At 59.4% G+C, this 18,691-nt stretch carries 14 protein-coding genes; 6 read left to right on the top strand and 8 right to left on the bottom strand.

Annotated features, from left to right (window positions below):
• Positions 1-213: 213 nt before the first annotated feature.
• The 4 genes from murI to clpS are packed head-to-tail and all read right to left on the bottom strand — an operon-like array spanning position 214 to position 3,135.
• Positions 214-1,062 (bottom strand): glutamate racemase, encoded by an 849-nt coding sequence (gene murI, locus AC05K6_RS09740; protein ID WP_293791935.1) that lies wholly within the window; start codon positions 1,060-1,062, stop codon positions 214-216.
• A gap of 1 nt (position 1,063) precedes the next feature.
• Complete coding sequence (locus AC05K6_RS09735) at positions 1,064-2,233, bottom strand: P1 family peptidase (RefSeq protein ID WP_476728431.1); 1,170 nt, start codon at positions 2,231-2,233, stop codon at positions 1,064-1,066.
• Complete coding sequence (locus AC05K6_RS09730; protein WP_476728430.1) at positions 2,230-2,802, bottom strand: DUF2017 domain-containing protein; 573 nt, start codon at positions 2,800-2,802, stop codon at positions 2,230-2,232. Before AC05K6_RS09730 ends, AC05K6_RS09735 begins: the two co-directional genes overlap by 4 nt.
• 27 nt (positions 2,803-2,829) lie before the next feature.
• Complete coding sequence (gene clpS, locus AC05K6_RS09725) at positions 2,830-3,135, bottom strand: ATP-dependent Clp protease adapter ClpS (protein ID WP_011273166.1); 306 nt, start codon at positions 3,133-3,135, stop codon at positions 2,830-2,832.
• A gap of 63 nt (positions 3,136-3,198) precedes the next feature.
• Between clpS and AC05K6_RS09720 the strand changes: the two genes are divergently transcribed.
• Together AC05K6_RS09720 and AC05K6_RS09715 are read left to right on the top strand one after the other, a co-directional pair.
• Positions 3,199-4,542 (top strand): nicotinate phosphoribosyltransferase, encoded by a 1,344-nt coding sequence (locus AC05K6_RS09720; RefSeq protein ID WP_476728429.1) that lies wholly within the window; start codon positions 3,199-3,201, stop codon positions 4,540-4,542.
• Between the two features lie 8 nt (positions 4,543-4,550).
• Complete coding sequence (locus tag AC05K6_RS09715) at positions 4,551-6,614, top strand: ATP-dependent DNA helicase (RefSeq protein ID WP_476728428.1); 2,064 nt, start codon at positions 4,551-4,553, stop codon at positions 6,612-6,614.
• Positions 6,615-6,648: 34 nt separating this feature from the next.
• On the opposite strand, the gene AC05K6_RS09710 is transcribed toward AC05K6_RS09715, so the two are convergent.
• Positions 6,649-7,932 carry a hypothetical protein gene (locus AC05K6_RS09710; RefSeq protein ID WP_476728427.1) on the bottom strand — a complete coding sequence of 428 codons (1,284 nt, stop codon included), beginning with the start codon at positions 7,930-7,932 and terminating at the stop codon, positions 6,649-6,651.
• Between the two features lie 321 nt (positions 7,933-8,253).
• On the opposite strand from AC05K6_RS09710, the gene AC05K6_RS09705 reads away from it, so the two are divergent.
• The 3 genes from AC05K6_RS09705 (at position 8,254) to AC05K6_RS09695 (ending at position 13,752) form a co-directional block, all read left to right on the top strand.
• Positions 8,254-10,125, top strand: coding sequence for a dynamin family protein (locus AC05K6_RS09705; RefSeq protein ID WP_476728426.1), 1,872 nt, complete (start codon positions 8,254-8,256; stop codon positions 10,123-10,125).
• A 13-nt stretch (positions 10,126-10,138) separates the two neighbouring features.
• A complete protein-coding gene (locus tag AC05K6_RS09700) occupies positions 10,139-11,611 on the top strand; it encodes a GTPase (protein WP_476728425.1) in 1,473 nt (490 codons plus the stop codon).
• 71 nt (positions 11,612-11,682) lie between these two features.
• The gene (locus AC05K6_RS09695; RefSeq protein ID WP_476728424.1) at positions 11,683-13,752 is read left to right on the top strand and encodes an Hsp70 family protein; all 2,070 of its coding nucleotides are present in this window, start codon (positions 11,683-11,685) and stop codon (positions 13,750-13,752) included.
• Positions 13,753-13,866: 114 nt separating this feature from the next.
• Here the strand turns inward: AC05K6_RS09695 and AC05K6_RS09690 are convergent, their stop codons facing one another.
• Positions 13,867-14,439 (bottom strand): RNA polymerase sigma factor, encoded by a 573-nt coding sequence (locus tag AC05K6_RS09690; RefSeq protein ID WP_293791869.1) that lies wholly within the window; start codon positions 14,437-14,439, stop codon positions 13,867-13,869.
• 12 nt (positions 14,440-14,451) lie between these two features.
• Positions 14,452-15,003: a hypothetical protein gene (locus AC05K6_RS09685; RefSeq protein WP_476728423.1), complete on the bottom strand. Its 552-nt coding sequence runs from the start codon at positions 15,001-15,003 to the stop codon at positions 14,452-14,454.
• Between the two features lie 321 nt (positions 15,004-15,324).
• Here AC05K6_RS09685 and AC05K6_RS09680 point away from each other — a divergent pair, with 321 nt between their 5' ends.
• Positions 15,325-16,902 carry an AMP-binding protein gene (locus tag AC05K6_RS09680; RefSeq protein ID WP_448307432.1) on the top strand — a complete coding sequence of 526 codons (1,578 nt, stop codon included), beginning with the start codon at positions 15,325-15,327 and terminating at the stop codon, positions 16,900-16,902.
• Here AC05K6_RS09680 and serB read toward each other — a convergent pair.
• Positions 16,899-18,263: a phosphoserine phosphatase SerB gene (gene serB / locus AC05K6_RS09675; protein ID WP_293791872.1), complete on the bottom strand. Its 1,365-nt coding sequence runs from the start codon at positions 18,261-18,263 to the stop codon at positions 16,899-16,901. The genes AC05K6_RS09680 and serB overlap by 4 nt on opposite strands.
• Between the last annotated feature and the right edge of the window lie 428 nt (positions 18,264-18,691).

The raw sequence follows: 18,691 nt of genomic DNA, 5'->3' as shown, positions 1-18,691 counted from the left end.
TAGACGAAATGCACTTGGTCAACCCTGAACTATTTTTCAGCTAGGTTTCAGCAGAACACCCGGAAAATGAAACGTAATTCAACTCCGTTAGCACTCATACATATTTAAGCCTACTACCCCTCACCCCACAGTCAATCTATATTTATAAAAGTGAATCACAGCACAAGCTCGCCCATATGCCCTAAGCTGCGAAAATTCCCATAGCTACCTCTACTAACGCACCATCTCTGGAATTTGCGATACCGAAGTAATTGCTGGCCCCAAAAACCGCCCGGCCAGCTTCGCGAACCTTTGCGGGTCACCCGTTGATTCAAAGGAAAGTTCAACCTGACGCCTAGGATTCTCGTCCGCCAGCAAGTTCCGCTCCGCCAAAGTTCTATATACGGTCTTAGCTGTTTCTTCAGCACTGTTAATCAGCGTCACGTCGTCCCCCATCACCAACTGCACCACTCCCGTCAATAGCGGATAGTGCGTACACCCCAGCACCACCGTATCCACCCCCTTAGCCTTCAGTGGCGCCAGGTAGTTCTCCGCCAGACCCATCAACTGTCGCCCACTGGTTATGCCACGCTCCACAAAAGGCACAAACTGCGGGCAGGCCTGGGCATACGCCTCCACCCCCGGGATCGCCGAGAAAAGATCCTGGTAAGACATACTGTTTACCGTCGCCTGTGTTCCTATCACACCGATCTTGCCGTTACGGGTCGCCGCTGCCGCTCGCCGCACGGCAGGCAGGATCACCTCGATCACCGGCACAGAATACCTCTCCCGTGCATCGCGGATAAACGCTGACGATGCAGAGTTACACGCCACCACAATCATCTTGCAGCCACGTTCCGCTAAAGTGTCTGCAATCCCGATGGATAGCTCACGGACTCGCGCCAGCGGCTTATCCCCGTACGGCGAGTTCGCTGTGTCGCCGATGTACACCAGGTTTTCGTGCGGTAGCTGGTCCACGATGGCTCGAGCCACGGTTAGCCCACCCACGCCGGAATCGAAAACCCCAATCGGCGCGTTTTTCGCCTGCGTCACCACATCGTCCAACTCGGCGCGTTCCATCATTTTAGTCACGTTCCTTACCCATAACCACGTCGCACCAACTTTGCACCCCGAACGCCGTCTCCGCTGCCAACACCGCGTGCACGATAGCCCGCTCCACCACATTCGCCGCCGTCGCCGAGAGCACGCTCATTCCAATTTCGTCCACGCCGTCAACGGTTGTGTGCTCCGCTGTCGCCATCACAAACAGCGTATCGCCGTCCATCGGCATGTGCGCCGGCCGTATAGCCCGCGCGATCCCGTCATGCCCCACCAGTGCCAGCCTCTTCGCCTGCGCCTTCGTCAGCGGCGCATCGGTCGCCACCACACCAATCGTCGTGTTGAGCTTCGGCGCCAGCATGTCAGCCGTAATCTTCGTGCCAAGCATATTCTTGTTCTTTAGCCTATTGACGCCCTCAGGCCCCACCGGCTCACCATCCACCAGGCCATCGACCAACCCATACCTGGCGAACTCCCCGTTCAGTTCCGCAGCACTTCCCCACGGCAGGCCGGTGGCGGGGTCGAAGATAGCTCCCTGCGGGTTCACCACAACCCCCGCGGCCACGGTCGTGCCCGCCAACGCAGTGCCCTCAGGCAACACTGCGCTGGCCTGCCCGAAGCCTCCCTTCAGCGCTCCCGCGGAGGCTCCCAGCCCCGCGCCGACGTTTCCATTTTGTGCATCCTGCGCGTCCTGCACAGCCTGCATAACTTTACGTTGTGCTCCGCGGCCAGTCACCACATCCTCCAGCGCCGCCGCCGTCGCTACAACCCCCGTAGCCGCATCCGGCCGAGAATCCCAGCGCCCCAGAAGCAGATCAAAAATCACCGCGCCCGGCACAATCGGCACCAATTTGCCCGGGTGCTCGGGCCCCAGCACAGGGAAGCCAATTCCTCTGCGCTCTAATTCGGCCATCGCCCCCGTGAGGGCGTCAAGCCCAAAGGCAGAGCCACCACAAAGACCAATAGCGTGCACGGCCTGCACCGTATTGTGGGGCTCCAAAAGATCTGTCTCCCGCGTGCCCGGCCCACCGCCCCGCACATCAACGCTGGCGGTGGCGGACTTCGGCGCAACAATCATGGTGACGCCCGAATCGCCGGCACCGTCCTCGCACACGGCGTGCCCCACTCCAATGCCTGCTACATCAGCTAAGGAATTTGTGGGCCCGGGCGTGCAGCCAAAGAGTTCCACACTCATTGTTCGCCCATCATCGCCGAAAGCAGATTGTCTTGGTGGTACCCCAGCCAATCCAGGTAGTTCTGCGCAGCCATTGCCTGGTCGGAGTTTTCGCCCTCGCCTATCAGGTCCTTCTTGAACTCCTCAAACTGCGCCGAGTGGTACAGGCGAATATCGTTAATCGCACTCAGCCACGGTTGAACCTCATCCTGCGTCAACGAGACATTTACGGAACCATTGGGTCCCAGGTAGTCCACCACAAAGCGCAGGTTCGTCAGCTTCGACTTGATGATTTCCGTCTCGTTCAGCTGACGAGTTAGGGCTGCATCCCCTTCGACCTCTTCATCCCCCTCACGGAAGAAGCTCGGCAGCAACCGCGCCAACCCCGGATCTCGTGGCGCATCAGCATGTCCGCTGGCCATGCCCGTTAGCTCTGCCAGCTCGTCCTTCGGCGCCGTCCGAGCGCGCTCCATCAGCTTGTCGGAAACCGCCACTGCCGAATCACCTAGCATCTCGCGTTCGAGTGGCTCTAGCTGCGTATGAAAACGAGTCCCGCGCAGCAAGCTATTCTTTTTCGTCCACGGCTGCATGTTCGCTCCTTCCTTCCTTATTGACGCCTACCCGTCCGCCCGCTGCATCGTCGCCCACAGCCCGGCGGTCTGCAGTTTCTTTACGTCCCCCTCAACCTTGTCCCGTTCACCGGAGCTCACCACGGCTTTCCCCTCGGTGTGCACCTGCATCATCAGCTCGGTGGCACGCTTGCGCGAATAGCCCAGCACCGTCTGGAAGACATAGGTCACATAGCTCATCAGGTTCACCGGATCGTCCCAACAAATGCACATCCACGGCAGGTTGGGCTCCGTTAGTGTCTCAGGCAATTTGTCCGCTACGGGCGTAGCGGCGGGAGCAGCTGGAGAAGTCATAGTTCCCAGAGTACCCACATTGGTCATCTTCGCTGCCGGGTCCGTGGACAAGCGTGGACTAGCATGGAGCGGGTGAACGATAACACCACAGAAACCACGGGGTCCCGCACCCGCTCCTCCGCGCTACTGACGGACAAGTACGAATTGACCATGCTCGAGGCGGCCATCCTCGATGGCACGGTGAACCGCAGCTGTACCTTCGAGGTCTTCACCCGACGCCTACCCAACGAGCGTCGCTATGGAGTGATCGCAGGTACCGCTCGCGTTCTCAGCGCGGTACGCGACTTCGTGTTCACCGACCAACAGTTGGATCGAATTGACTTCCTACGGGACGAAACCCTGGAGTATCTGCGTAATTTCCGGTTTTCCGGCCACATTGATGGCTACCGGGAAGGCGAACTGTACTTCCCACACTCCCCTGTACTGACGGTGCGCGGAACGTTCGGCGAATGCGTGATCCTGGAAACGGTAATCCTATCCATCCTGAATATGGACTCCGCTGTCGCAAGTGCCGCTGCCCGCATGGTCACCGCCGCGGGCGAGCGTCCGATTATCGACATGGGCGCCCGTCGTACCCACGAATACGCAGCGGTCACCTCCGCGCGTGCTGCTTACCTGGCTGGCTTTGTGGCGACCTCAAACATGGAGGCTGCGCAGCGTTATGGCATCCCTGCCTCCGGCACTGCGGCGCACGCGTGGACCCTGCTGCACACTCGCCCTGACGGAACGCCAGACGAACTTTCCGCCTTTAAAGCGCAGGTCGCTGCACTCGGCACCGACACCACCCTGCTGATAGATACCTATGACATCACCCAAGGCGTGGACAACGCCATCGCCGCAGCCGGCACCGAGCTCGGCGCCGTGCGCATCGATTCCGGTGATCTCGGTGTGCTTACCCGGCGCGTGCGCCGCCAACTGGATTCTCTTGGAGCAACTAACACCAAGATCGTTGTGTCCTCCGACATGGATGAGTTCTCCATTGCCGCGCTGCGCAGCGAGCCTGTGGATTCCTTTGGCGTCGGCACCTCGGTGGTTACGGGATCCGGTGCACCGACCGCTGGATTGGTCTACAAGCTTGTGGAGGTCGACGGAGTGCCTGTCGCCAAGCGCTCTCGCGGCAAGGCCAGCCTGGGCGGGGCGAAGGACGCTGCACGTTTTAGCCGCCCGTCCGGCACTGCTGTGGAGGAAGTCACCTTCCCCATGGGTAGCGAACTGCCCCAAGCCGATGGACTTAACAGCACCCAATTAACCATCCCGATGGTTCACGATGGCGAGCTGGTGGAAGGGCTGCACACCTTGGAAGAGTCCCGCGCCCATTGCGCCCAGCAACTCGTGTCTCTGCCGTGGGAAGGCCTTGCCCTCACCCGTGACGAGCCCGCCCTGCAGGTACGCCACATCAAGGCTTAAAGGTTCGCATGACCTCCAACGTCCTCGACCTGCTGAGCCTCGCCGTCGCCGACCTCGGCGGGGCTCCGCGCCCCGGACAGCAGAAAATGGCCACCGCCGTAGCCGATGCGATAGACAAGGAACACCACCTTGCGGTGCAGGCCGGCACCGGTACCGGTAAGTCCCTGGCCTATCTGATCCCCAGCATCGCCGCGGCCATGGATTCCGCGTACCCCGTTATCGTCTCCACCGCGACGATCGCTCTGCAGCGCCAGCTCGTGGAACGTGACCTGCCACGCCTGGCTAAGGCTCTCGAACCGGAGCTTCCCCGCCCTTTGGAGTTCGCTATTCAAAAAGGGCGTGGCAACTACTTGTGCCTCAACAAGGTTTCCAATGCACAGACCGATAGCGGCGTGGAGGAAGCCGAAGAATCCCTGCTGGATCCCTCGCAGCTCTCCGCCACCGGTGCGCAAGTCGCCCGCCTGCACGAATGGGCAGGAGAAACTGAAGATGGCGACCGCGATAACCTTCCCCAAGGCGTGAGCGACCGTGCTTGGCGCCAGGTCAGTGTCTCCTCCCGCGAATGCCTCGGTGCTACTCGTTGTCCCTTTGGAGAACAGTGCTTTGCTGAGCGCGCCCGGAATCGCGCCGCAGACGCCGACATCGTCGTCACCAACCACGCCTTGCTGGCGATTGACGCTCTTGTGGACGCCCCCGTGTTGCCTGATCACGACACCGTCATCGTGGACGAAGCCCACGAACTAGAAGACCGTATTACCTCCGTCGCCACAGCGGAACTCTCCCCCACCTCCATCGCCGTGCTGGCGAAGCGCGCTGCGAAGTTGACAGTGTCCGGTGCCGATGCCGCAGGGGATGCCCTGGCCGAAGCAGGTGACAGGTGGACTGAGGCGCTGAAGACGGAGACGGCGGCGTCCAAAAGCAACGACCGTTTCGGTACGGGCATCGAGGGGCGCTGGACGGGGGTGCCGGAGAACCTACAGGTGCCGCTCGCAGCCCTGCGAGATGCGGCATGGAAAACGAACCGACAGGTCAGCGGCATTCCCGCATCCGAGTTTGCGAATGATTCGCAAAAGGCCGCCGAACGGCTGGCGGTGATTGTGGCGACCGAGGAACTCAACGATACGTGCGTGCGGATCCTCAATGCCTCTCGCGTCGGCGAGGGTACTGATGATCCTCAGGGCGAGGACAGCACGACCGCTGAGGATCTCCTCGGCGAGGACGTGGTCTGGTACACAGCTGATTCCGGCACGCATGGTCCAAAGCATGTGGTGCGCGTTGCCCCGCTGAGCGTAGCGGACCTGCTGCGCCAACGACTTTTTGGCCGCAACACGGTAATCCTCACTTCGGCCACGCTGGCTCTGGGAGGAAAGTTCACATCCATGCTGGCTCGCTGGGGACTTCCCAAGAACACCGCCACGCTAGATGCCGGCACGCCCTTTGATGCCCGCACCCACGGCATTCTCTACGTCGCCCGGCATCTGCCACCACCGGGGCGCGACGGCGCCAGCGATGCCTCCGTAGACGAAGCCGCCCAGCTCATCAACGCCGCGGGCGGACGCACCCTGGGGCTTTTCAGCTCCAGGCGCGCTGCCGAAGACATGGCCGACCAGCTGCGCACGGTGGTACCCTACGACATCCTGCTGCAAGGTGAGGATTCGATGTCCACGTTGGTGGAGAAATTCCGCAAGAACCAGTCAGCGTGCCTCTTCGGCACTCTAGGGCTGTGGCAGGGTGTGGATGTACCGGGCAAGTCGCTTTCCCTTGTACTCATCGACCGCATCCCCTTCCCCCGACCCGACGATCCACTTCAGCAGGCGCGGCAAGAAGCTGCCGACCAACGCGGTGGCAGCGGCTTTATGGAGGTTGCAGCGAACCACGCAGCTCTGCTCATGGCTCAGGGCGCTGGCCGACTGCTGCGCTCGGTCGACGATCGCGGTGTGGTAGCAGTGCTGGATCAGCGCCTGGAAACAAAACGCTACGGCAGCTACATACGCCGTTCCATGCCAGATTTTTGGTACACGACAAAAGGCGACACAGTGCGGGGTGCACTGCGCCGCCTTGTTGCGGACTAACTGGCTGGCGCCAGCTATTTCCTCAGGCTAGGTCTTAGGCCAGGTCTGCGCTGTCGTCGCCAGCTGGTGCCGGCTGGTCTGCGCCGCCGCCGAGCAGGTCATCGATGGTCGGGGCAACGTCCTCGGTGTATACGTCCTCGGAGGACTCGTATACGCCATCGTTGTCATAGTCGTGAACCTTGGAGTCGCCGATGCCGTCGAAGTCGTTGTCCAGCAGAGCCTCGTCGGTCAAGCCGTCGTTGTCGATGTCCTCGTGCGCCTGGTCGACCCGACCGTCGGCATTGGTGTCTACGTAGACAGTGTCACCCTGGTCGTCGCCGTCGGTGTCCAGCTCAACAGTGTCGATCTTGCCGTCGTTGTCGCTGTCGTAGGTAATGCCGTCAGAGAGGCCGTCGCCATCCAGGTCTACGTACTCCCCGCCGTCCGGAGCGGTTTCGCCTGCGCCGGTGGACTGCAGGTTGGAGCTACCAGCTGCACCTGCAGCGTCTGCCGGTGCGTCGCCCTCGGAGGCCTCCTTCGGTGCTTCTTCCTTAGGGGCATCTTCCTTCGGTGCCTCTTCCTTCGGCGCCTCTTCCTTCGGCGCCTCTTCCTTCGGAGCAGCAGCTGCATCCGGTGCTGCCGCCGCTTCCGGAGCTGCACCCTGCGCTTGCGTCTGACCAGCCGGCGCGCCGGCGCCACCCGTGGAGTTCCAGATGTCGTCGCCTACGGCCTTCTGTGCTGCGGTCGGAGCACCCTCACCGTAGGAGCCGTCGATGATGCCATTCTCGTCAGAGTCATACTCAGAGTAGTCGGAGATCCCGTCGCCGTCGGTATCGTAACCAACGCTGTCAACCTTGCCGTCGCTGTCGTAGTCGTAAGCAGTGACGTCGTATTCTCCGTCGGCGTTGGTGTCAAACTTCACGTTGTCGGTCGCACCGTCGCTGTCGTAGTCGGTTGCCTTGGTGTCCATCATGCCGTCGTTGGTGGTGTCCGATTCCACGTGGTCGACCACGCCGTCACCGTCAATGTCCTGGTAGACCGTGTCGACGATACCGTCCTGGTCGTAGTCCATCTCCGCGCGGTCGGTCACCTTGTCGCCGTCCTTGTCGTAGACCGTGCCATCCGGGCGACCGTCGCCGTTGATGTCTACCTGGTAGGTGTCCTTCTCGCCGTCACCGTTGGTGTCCTGTGCACCGACGATGTTGCCCTCAACCATGTTGCCGTTAGCGTCCAGTACGTCCCAGCGGCCCAGGGAGTGCTCCGCGCTGCCAGCGTTGCCGGGGGTGGTCATGCCGTTGTTGTTGCCGGTGTTGCCGTTGTTCAGGTTCTCGTTGGACATTGTGTGTGTTTCCTTTCAGTATCTGTAGCCGGGTGCGTGGCTTGCAGTGTTGCTCTTAGTATCCTTCAGGCTCTTTCTCGCTGCCTGTCGGTTATTGAATGGCCAACCCCCGGCAGATGTTCCGCGGGGGTATTTGTTCTGGACGCCCCCTCACCCCAAATCCACTGTTATCCCTGCTCTTCGACCATTTCCTGCAATTGAATCCGAAACGTAATTTCGGGGGTAATAACAAACAACCCGAACCTTGCAGATTCCCGAAGCCATAGTTTGTCGGCATACTAGAATGGCATTTGCACACCAAGCAGAAAGGCGATTATTACCGTGACCCCCACCTTGAACGCGTCGGGCCGCTCACCTCAGGCCAGCGTCGAACGCGGGGCCACCATCGCCAGAAAATACAAGATGCACGATGTTGCGGATCGTGTACAAAGACTCGTCAATGCGAAGTACCGCACCTCAGCCGTCGTTATCATCGGCGAGGTCAAGCGTGGCAAATCCTCCCTCGTCAATGCCCTGGTTGGCAGGCGCGATTTACTTCCAGTGGACGTCATTACCACGACCAGCGCCCCAATTCGCATTCACACGGAACCCGACCAAGGTGACGACCAACCAGTGCTGGCACGTCTTGTACGCGGCACGAAACATGATCCGATTGACCCATCTGAGCTGAAGAACTGGGTAACCCAGGAGGCCGTTGATGCCATCAACCAAGCTCCGAAAGATAGTAAGGAAGTAGCCTCTCTTCCGAGCGCCGCTGAGCTGCTAGTTCCCTACTCTGGTCTGGGCAAAGTGACAATCATTGATACCCCTGGCGTAGGCGGACTCGATGAGCATGCGGTGGCAGCCTCCCTCACTGAAGCCCGCAACGCCGGCGTGTTGCTTATGGTTTGCGATGCGTCCACTCCGATCACCGCACCAGAAATGGATATCTTGCGCCGTGCACGCGAGCAGGTCGGAAGCGTCATCGTTGCAGTCACCAAGACGGACAAGAATGTTCGCCGCTGGCGTTCCATCGTCGCCGATGACCAACGCCTTATCGCCGAGCACTTGGGGCTGGATATCCCAGTCATTGGTGTGTCCTCGTTGCGGGCATTGGACGCGGCGGAATTGGCGTCACCAGAAAAAAGAAGAGAGATCGAACGCCGGTGCGGCATTGCTGAGCTGCGTCAACAGATCATCAATCATGTGAACTCGCCGGGCAACCTCGGCACCGTCACCGCGCTGGAGATCACCAAGTCCACGATGCAGACGATCACGACTGACATCCAGCGCGACATCAAGCTATACGACAAAACAAGCGACGCCGTCGGGGAGCTCGAGGTGGAAAAGCGCAGACTGGAAGCTTTCCGCGATTCCACCAGCGAGTGGGAGCAGCTTTTCATGCGCGATATTCAGCTGAGCCGCAACAAGGTTTCCGCTGGAATGGACGCGGCGCTGACGGATGTGAAGACGCGTTGGACAAACCGCATTAACTCCGAAGGAATGCGCGTTTTGCGCAGTAAACCGCAGGTCTTTACCAGCCAAATTGAGATCGAGCTGCGGCAAATCATGGAGCGAACCGTGATGTCGATGGTCGGCGAGGTTCTGGCACGCGCCAACCAATTGTTCCAAGGCCGTCAGGACATGGTGGACCAGGTGCAGCAGCAAATCTTCGCCGCGATGGCTCCGCCGCAGTCGCTGAGCCATGATGTGGAAAAGAAGACCACGGGGTTGGTGGATCCCTCAATGCTGACCATGGGTCTGGTGGGTGCGGGTGCACTGACGGTGGTTATCCCCTTCGCACCAGTTGCCGCGGCTGCCTGGATCGGCGTGAACATGGGCTATCGCGCGATGCGCAACGGTAAGCAGTATCTGCTGTCTTGGTTGCGCGAGACCATCGCGACGACTCGCACGTCCATCAACCGCATGATCGACATCACCATTACCACGGGCAGGACGGAGATCTTGCTGCGTCATCGTTCCGCCATCCGACACGAGCAGCGCAACCTGCAGGGCAAGATCGAATCCGCCCAAAAGATCGCCCGCGAGTCCGAAGCCCAGCGCAAACAGACAATCTCCCGGTTAAAAAAGAACCTGGATATCGTCAATCAGACCATTAGCGAGCTGGACGAGCATCTGGAAACTCTGAAGGCACGGTCGGGGTCCCGAATTGCTCAACAAGGCGTACCGGTATCAGCACCAGCCAGAATGTAAGGAGGGGACGTAGATGACCCAGGAGAATCAGATTCGGTCGGCCTCTGCGCACCTGAGCCAGCGTGTGTCCGACCTGACCCTGCTGCTAACGCAGGCGGTGGATGCCTTAGCCGGTGGTTCACCGGATCTCGCCGCCCGCGCCAATGAGCTGCGCCTCATGGTTACGCGCCCGCCGCGAGTAGCCATTGTTGGTCGTTTGAAGTCCGGCAAGTCCACACTGGTTAATGCACTTACCGAGAATCTCATTGCCGCCACCGGTGCCCTGGAATGCACCATGGCTGTCAGCATGTATCACAGCGGCGCGCCCGCCCGCGCCGAGATTCACACTGTCGACGGGCAGGTTCTCCGCGTACCGCTCAACAACGGTCCGTTGAACGCCCTTGGGGTACCGCTTAACCGAGTCGACTATATTGACCAGTTCCTGCCCAACCGACGGCTAGAAGAACTCACCCTGATCGATACGCCTGGTACTGCCACCCTGACGGTAGAAAACGAAGAACGCACGCGACGCGTTCTCGTCGACGGGCAGCAGGATACGCGCCGCGCAAGTGGTTGGGCCGACTGCCTTGTCTTTTTGTCGGACTCCGCGCCGCGCGAAGACGAAAAGCAGTTCCTTTCCCAGTTGGGTATGACGCCCCTTAATACAGTGGGCATCCTTTCCCGTGCGGATTCTTTCGGCTCCGGTGCTTTCGGCCCTATCGATCCGCTGCAGCACGCGCGCCAGCACGCCGACAGTATTCAAAAGAAGCTGGTGAGCACGGTGCAGCGCACCATTCCGCTCTCGGGTCTGATGGCCGAATCGGCACTGACGGGCAAGGTCACTGGCGAAGTGGCTCGACAGTTAAGCATGTTGGCGCATTTGGATCGAGAAGGGCTGCTTGACCTTTTAGAGGCCGAAGATCCGTCCCAGATCGTGCCGAATTTCACGGCAACTACCCGCGACAATCTCCTGGACGTCATGGGTGAATACGGTGTGTTTGCTGGGCGCAGCATCGCCGCCGAGGGCGGAGCGCCTGCACTTGTGAACTGGATGGTAGAAACTTCCGGCGTGTCGGAGCTCGTGCACCTCCTCACCGGCGACATCACCTACTTCGCTGTACTTCAGCGCGCAGCAAGAATGCTGGATGTGTTGGACGACCTGGCCTCCAACCACCCAGACCTCCAGCACGTGCGGTGGGTGCAGTCGGTGACCCTGGCTCAGCCGGGAATGCACTTCGTCATGCTGTACCGCAGCTACCGCAATACGTATGCAACCACCCCTGATTCGCGCCTTCTTCCGCTGCTTCGAGCCGCAGTGACAGCCGGCCACCCCGCCGAAACCGTGAGATTGCCTCGCGAAACGCCGATCGAGCAAGTCCGTGATGCAATTGAAAATCAAATCGCGGAACTCCAGCAAATGTCCATGTCTCCGCTGTCTGCGGCGGAAGACGAGGCGCGCGAACGTCTGCTGGGTTCTTTCCAATCGGCATTGCAAGCAACACATTAAGCGCCAGATAAGGCGTTACAGTGTAAGCTACTTATGCCTTAAAAACATGTAATTCAGGAGCTGTACTTTTCATGACCAACGCATGGCACCTGGCAATCGACTTCGGAACCTCGAATACGGCTGCCGCGCACCAAAGCCCGATGGGTCGAGACATCACTGCCCTCGCGTTGACGCACCGCTCCAACATTATGCCTTCTGCGGTGTTTCTCGATTCCTCGACCGGCGCCCATGCCGCCAACGATGGCGAACCGAAACTGCTTAATGGTGACTCCGCCCTGGCTCGTGGCCGTCGTGATCCCTCGCGCCTGCTCCTCAGCCCGAAGCGCTACATCGACCACGACGAGGTACAGCTCGCAGCTCGCGATCTCCCACTGACGAAGGTTGTGGGCTCCGTGCTGGGCGCCGTACTTCGCTCTGGCAAGGCCCAGCACGCCAACCAGGATCCCGCGACGGTCACCCTTACTCACCCGGAGGCCTGGTCTGCGCACTCCGTGGATCAGCTGAAGCGAAGTGCCGTCGCCGCAGGTATTCCGGAACAGAACCTGCGCGTGCTTTCCGAGCCGCGAGCTGCTGCTATCCACTACGCCTCGCAACAGTCCGTCTCGCCAGGCTCGCACGTCGCAGTGTTTGACTTCGGTGGCGGCACCTTGGACATTGCAGTGCTGCAGGCGAAGCAGGACGGCAACTTCGAGGTCGTGGCGGCCAAGGGCGATAACAGCCTCGGCGGCCGCACAATCGACAACCTGATGTACCGCTGGGTTCTGGATCAGCTGGAACACGATGACCCGGATCTGGCTGACTACGTGCGCTCCTCCCCGATCACCACGGTGCATGCACTGGAATCCAGTATTCGCGAGGCCAAGGAGATCCTGTCAGATACCTCCTCCGCAACGATCAGCGTTTCTACTCCCCACGGGGAAACCGACTTGCTGATCACCCGCGACGAGTTCAACGGCATCATTGAGCAATCCATTATGCGTTGCGTCGAGTTGACCCGTGCTGCTCTGACCCAAGCGGGCGTCGATTCCACGAAGACCCCGATTTACATGACCGGCGGATCGTCGCGTATTCCATTTGTTCAGGATCGGCTGGGTGAAGTCGGCACGGTCATGACGCTCGACGACCCGAAGACCGTGGTGAGCCGAGGCGCACTGGCTGCGACGCTGCGTGGGTTTACCGGCGGCGCTCCGGTTCAAGGCATGCGCCCGAGTGGTTCCGCTGGACATACCAGCGCTGCCAATGCAGGTGCCGGTGTCGGTGCTGCGGCAGCTGCTGCACGCCCCGGCCAGCCTGATCCGGCAACTTCTCCCGGCATGTCCCGCCCATATCAGAACCCGACTCAGAGTCCGAATAGCGGTTCTCACCAAGGCACGTCCAACGCGACGCAATCGTTCAGCCGTCCGCCGCAGACCGCGGCTTTCGCTCCAAGTTCGGTCAATTCCTACGGCCCTAGCAACTTCGCCGGTTCTCATACTTCCGCTAGCGCAGTGAAATCGAAGAAGTCCAACACTCCGGTGGTGGTCACGGCGTGCCTGGCAATCCTCGCAGTGGTCGTGGCCGTAGGATTCGTCGTTTTCAGCAGTGGTGGCAATGATGGAAACGGAAGTGGTGACGACGGAGGAAATCCGCCCTTTACTGAGGCTAGCCCTTACACCCCAACGAGTACGCCGTACGAGTCGGACTCTTACAAGCCACTGAGTTCCCTCCTGCCCGATGTTAAAGACTATATGCCGACAGGCTTCTACAACCGCCTAACTAGCTGCGATACCAAGGCTAAAAAGCCCTTCTCCCTCAGTGATGCGTTCGAATCCATGGATACGGAGATGTATTCTTGCCTCCCCGAGAGTAGTTCTGTCAAGGATCACTCTTCCGAGTCGATGTACACCGGCTTTAAGTACATTCAAACTGGTGACGATGGTCAGAAGGTCTACGACCATGCCCAGAGCTCAACATTAAAGGGCAAGACTCTGCAGCAAGCAGGCAATGGCTGGCCTGAAATCATCTATTATTCCGGTGGCAAATACTCGATTCCCGATGCCCTCGCCTGGTACCCGGAGAAAAAGGCAGCCATCGTGATCCATGGGCAGCTCGATCAAACCGAGGAAATGCTGAAGTTCTTCAACCTCATGCCACAGGGCTAGCCGTTTCCACGAACTAGAGCCCCACAACGCCGAGCACGTGTTCAGCGTTGTGGGGCTATTACTTTCTTGAGGGGAACGTAAAGGGGACTTGGTGAGTCGAGGAGGCCGCCCTACCTATGCGCTAGTGACGCCAGCCTCCACCAATGCCGCCTTTAGCTTCGCACGGGCACGGTTAATGCGTGATTTGACCGTTTGAATCGGAATCCCCTGGTGGGCAGCAATGTCCTGGTAGCTCATGCCGGTGTATTCCCGCAGCACGATGACTTCACGGAAATCATCCGGCAACTGAGCTAGCGCCTCTCGAACAACCATTGCAGAGGTCACCTGAGACCCCACCTCCGGGGTCAGAGCGACCTCATCCGCACCTGCGTCTTCCTCCGGCACATCCCGGCGCGAGCGGACGATCTGCAGCGCTGCATTAGAGGCAATGCGGTACGCCCACGTGGAGAACCGCGCGCGTCCATCAAACTTCTCAATGTTCTTCCACGCTGAAGTCAAAGCGTTTTGCAGGGCATCTTCTGCGTCAGCGCGATTGCCCGTAATGGACAAGCAAACAGAAAACATCCTCCCCCAAGCCTGGCGCGCCAGGCGCGCAAAAGCCTGCTGGTCACCCTCATGGGCTTTGGCCAGCAGGTCGCGCTCCTCGTCGCGGGTGAGTTCTTGCCTTACGGTGTTGCTAGTCGACAATTCCGCCACCCCTTACATTCCGCTGAGGTCGGTCAGATCGTCGGGGTGATCGTCCCCATAATGATCGCTGTATGCATCATCAAGGTCACCATCCAGGCCGTCGCCCAGATCGTTGAGACCCTCCAGATCGTCCGTGGCAGCCGGATCATCCGGGGCCTCCTGACTTTCCGTGCCAGCGGTCAGATCGTCTGGAAGTTCATCGCCAGTATCGGGGTTACTATCCGAAGCCTCACTGGGGAGATCGTCCACCGAGGTGGCGTCATCCAGAGTCGAAGAAGAACCGTCGAGATCCGTAAGGTCAACTTCGTCAGAAGCATCCTCCGCGGGGAAGGAATCCAAATCGGGGATGAGATCCCCCTCTGGCATCTCGGTATTCGGGTCGACAGCCACGTCAAACATTTGGTTAAACATGTCGTCGAGCTCCTGTTCCGAAAAACCGGATCCCGAGCCTAGCTGAGCGTCGTTGCCGAAAAGCTCCTCCAGGGAGGGCAGAATTGGGGTGTCTGCCTCGGCGCCAGCGGATGGGCCAACCATGTGTCCTCCGTTATCGATCGAGTCGCTCATCGTTCACCTCCTTTCCACCAACAACAGCGAAACAACAAGACTGCACTGAAGCTGGTCATGCAGGTAGCAGAAAACCGCTTCAGGACAGCTATGTAATGCATGCGGCAGGCAGAAGGTTCCCGCGAGCAATAAAAGAACTGCTTTAAAAGATTATGCACCATGTTGCACATAGTTCAACAGGAAAACCTTGATGACCAGCTGGTTGGTTTAACACCACCCCAAACGTTAGACAACCAAAACCAAAGAAGTGACGCCGGTAACAGCATACGGCGACTAGAGTGGGGAGGAAGAACAACCGCGTACGGATAGGAGCCCGCCGCAATGCCCATTAAGAGCGACCGCCCAGACATCGAACTCAGCCCGCTGGGGCTCTACGATTACATCTTCGGCAACCTCTCCACCGAGGAGGAAGACCGGGTCGCCGTCATCGACATTGCCGATGGCTCCGAAACGACGTTTGCCCAGCTGCAGAACTACATTGAGTCCACGGCGGGCTGGCTGGCCAGCAAGGGCATCAAAAAGGGCGACGTAGTAGCGCTACACCTGCCCAACTCCTTGAACTTTATCGTCGCAGCGTACGGCCTGTGGCGCATTGGTGCAGTTCCTTCTCCCCTATCTCTGCTTTCTACGCCGGAAAGCGTGACGGAGCAGGTGAAGGACTCTGGCGCGAAGATGCTGCTCACCGTTGCCGCGCTTGGTGACGCCTCGGCTCAGGGGGCTAAGGATGCAGGAATCGAGGAGGACAACATCGTCTTCCTGGATACATCGAAGGGCATGCAACAGATTATGGCGGAGCGCCGCACGGCTCCCGCGGTGGAGATTAACCCGGATGAGGATCTGGCAGTACTCCCCTACTCCTCTGGTACCACCGGGTTGCCAAAGGGAGTGCGTTTGATGCACCGTCAGTTGGTTGCGAACGTACAGCAGGGGCAAGACATTCACCTTGTGCGCCCGGAGGACAAGGTTTACGCCGTGCTGCCGTTCTTCCACATCTACGGTCTGACCGCTCTGGTGAACCTGGCATTGGCGCAGCGCGCCACGCTGGTCGTTGTACCGCGCTTCGAGCTACAGAGCTTCCTGGAGCACCACCAGAAGTTCGGGGTAACGTTTACTCTGATCGCGCCGCCTATTGCAGTCCAGCTGGCCAAGCACCCCATGGTGGATAACTACGACCTTTCGCAAATGCGCAGCTTCTTTAGCGGAGCTGCGACATTGGATGAGGAACTGGCCTTGGCGTTGGAAAAGCGCCTGGGCATCCATGTGCAGCAGGGCTATGGCATGACTGAGACTTCACCGCTGGCACATGCCAACGTATCCAAGGACATTAACCGTGGTTCCATCGGCAAGCCTTGCGCAAACACGGAAAGCAAGCTGGTGAATCCGGAAACCCTGGAAGAGATCCCGCTGCCCGCGGAGGGTGTCTCCGAGGTCGGTGAGCTCTGGGTTCGCGGCCCGCAGATTATGGCCGGATACCTGAACAAGCCGGAGGAAACCGCAGCCGCGCTACCGGGCGACGGTTGGCTGCGCACTGGCGATCTGGCTAACTCCGATCCAGAGGGCAACGTCCATATTGTGGATCGCTTGAAGGAGCTGATCAAGTACAAGGGCTACCAAGTTCCGCCCGCAGAGCTAGAGTCCGTACTGTTGAGCCACCCCGAGATCGCCGATGCCGCCGTCGTCGGCGTACATCGCGCTTCAGATGGTGAAGAGCTGCCGAAGGCATTCGTTGTTGCCCAGCGAGGATCTGCACTCAACGAGCAGCAGGTAATGGATTTCGTTGCGGAGCGCGTGGCTCCCTACAAGAAGATTCGCATTGTGGAATTCGTGCAGGGAATCCCCAAGTCCTCCACCGGTAAGATCCTTCGCCGCGAGCTCCGCGAGCGCGACGGCGTCAATTAATCTTCGACGATAGGTACGCGGCGGTAAGTACCGTCGCGTAGATCCGCATCCTCGATTTCGTGGCGGGAAATCCCCAGGATGAACAGCACCTGATCGAGGAAGGGGTAGTTCACCGAGGTATCGGCGATCTCCTTGAGCGCTGGCTTTGCATTGAACGCAATGCCCAGACCCGCGGTAGACAGCATGTCAATGTCGTTGGCACCATCGCCTACGGCGACGGTCTGGTTCAACTTAATTCCGTTGGACCAAGCAAATTCCTTCAGGCTCTCAGCCTTGGCCTGGCGGTCGATCACAGGGCCGATGACCCGACCAGTAAGCTTGCCATCAATAATTTCAAGGGTGTTGGCGCGGGCGAAGTCCAGGTCCAACTCGCGTGCCAGTGGTTCGATGACCTGGATAAAACCACCGGAAACCACACCCGTTTTGTACCCCAAGCGCTTCAAGGTGCGGATAGTCGTGCGGGCACCGGGGGTCAGCTGAATGTCACGTGCTACTTTCTCCACCACTGAGGCTTCCAAACCGGCCAGTGCCTTGACGCGCTCGTGGAGGGATTCAGCGAAGTCTAACTCGCCACGCATGGCGCGTTCTGTGACCGCGGCAACCTCCGCTTCGCGGCCTGCGTAGGCGGCCAGCATCTCAATGACTTCGTGCTGAATAAGGGTCGAATCAACATCGAAGCAGATGAGGCGTTTGGCGCGGCGGGACAACCCCGCGCGCTCGATAGCGATATCCACTCCTACCTCCGTCGTGAGCGTTGCAAGTGCCTTGCGCAGGGGCACACCGCCACCGGGTGCTGGGTTGGCGACTGTAAGGCTCAGCTCCAGCCCAGTGACTGGGTAGTCGGCAATACCGGTAATCGTGTCGATGTTCGCACCGTAGTCAGCCAGAGTTTGGCCGATGCGGGAAATATGAGTCGCAGTCAGCGGACGTCCCAGCACGACCATCACGTGCGTCGAGTGCGGGCGCGTGCTCGACAGATTATCGTCGGCTTCGACGCTGACTCGCATTCCATAGGATGCGAGAGTTTCCTCCAGCCCTTCGCCGAGAGGCTCTAGGTCTTCTTGTCCGACGCCCACTAGCGCCGCCAGCGATAGCTTTCCTCGGAAGACTGACTGTTCAATGTCGAGGAGTTGAACCCCGTAGGAGGATAGTACGCGGAAGAAGGCCGCGGATACGCCCGGCCGATCGGGCCCGGTGACCGTGATGACACTGGGAGCTAAGCCTTCCTGCAGGGTGTCCTCCAGGGCGATCTCGAAGTGCGGATCGTCGGCGAGTGCAGCGCGCGAGGCGGCCTGGGACGACGTGGACGACTGCTGATTGGCGGGAGAGTTGGAGTTGCTGGCGTTATTTGAGGTAGTCACGGGCTATATTGTCCCACTTCCCTACGAGAAGTGATAACTGAATCTGAACAGCTCCCCATTTCACGCTCCCCCCTTTCAAACTCGCAGTAGTTTCGACTTCATTCCTGTAGCTGTGTGGAAGCGCCGGTCTTGGAGGTCTTAGGCCCCACCACAATCACCACGATTCAGCACCATAATGTCGCTGAATCGGGAATCTGCCCGCGCAAGATCACGCGTGGCAAAAATCGAAAGCGTTTGACCTGCCCTTTTGTTTATTGTTCTCCATTTGCATTTAGCAAGTTCTCAATCTAACGACATTCTTCATCTAAGTCATGGAGCTTCCGAGGGCTTTCACTAAACCTGCGGACATACGAAAATCCACACCCTGCGTAGTTAGGGTGTGGATTCAGTGTGCGACTTCCAGAGGAGGAAGCGGTATTGCAGCCTCT

Source organism: Corynebacterium sp. TUM25020 (assembly GCF_056388495.1).
The sequence above is the reverse complement of the archived record's forward strand: the minus strand, read 5'-3'. Positions and strand labels throughout refer to the sequence as shown.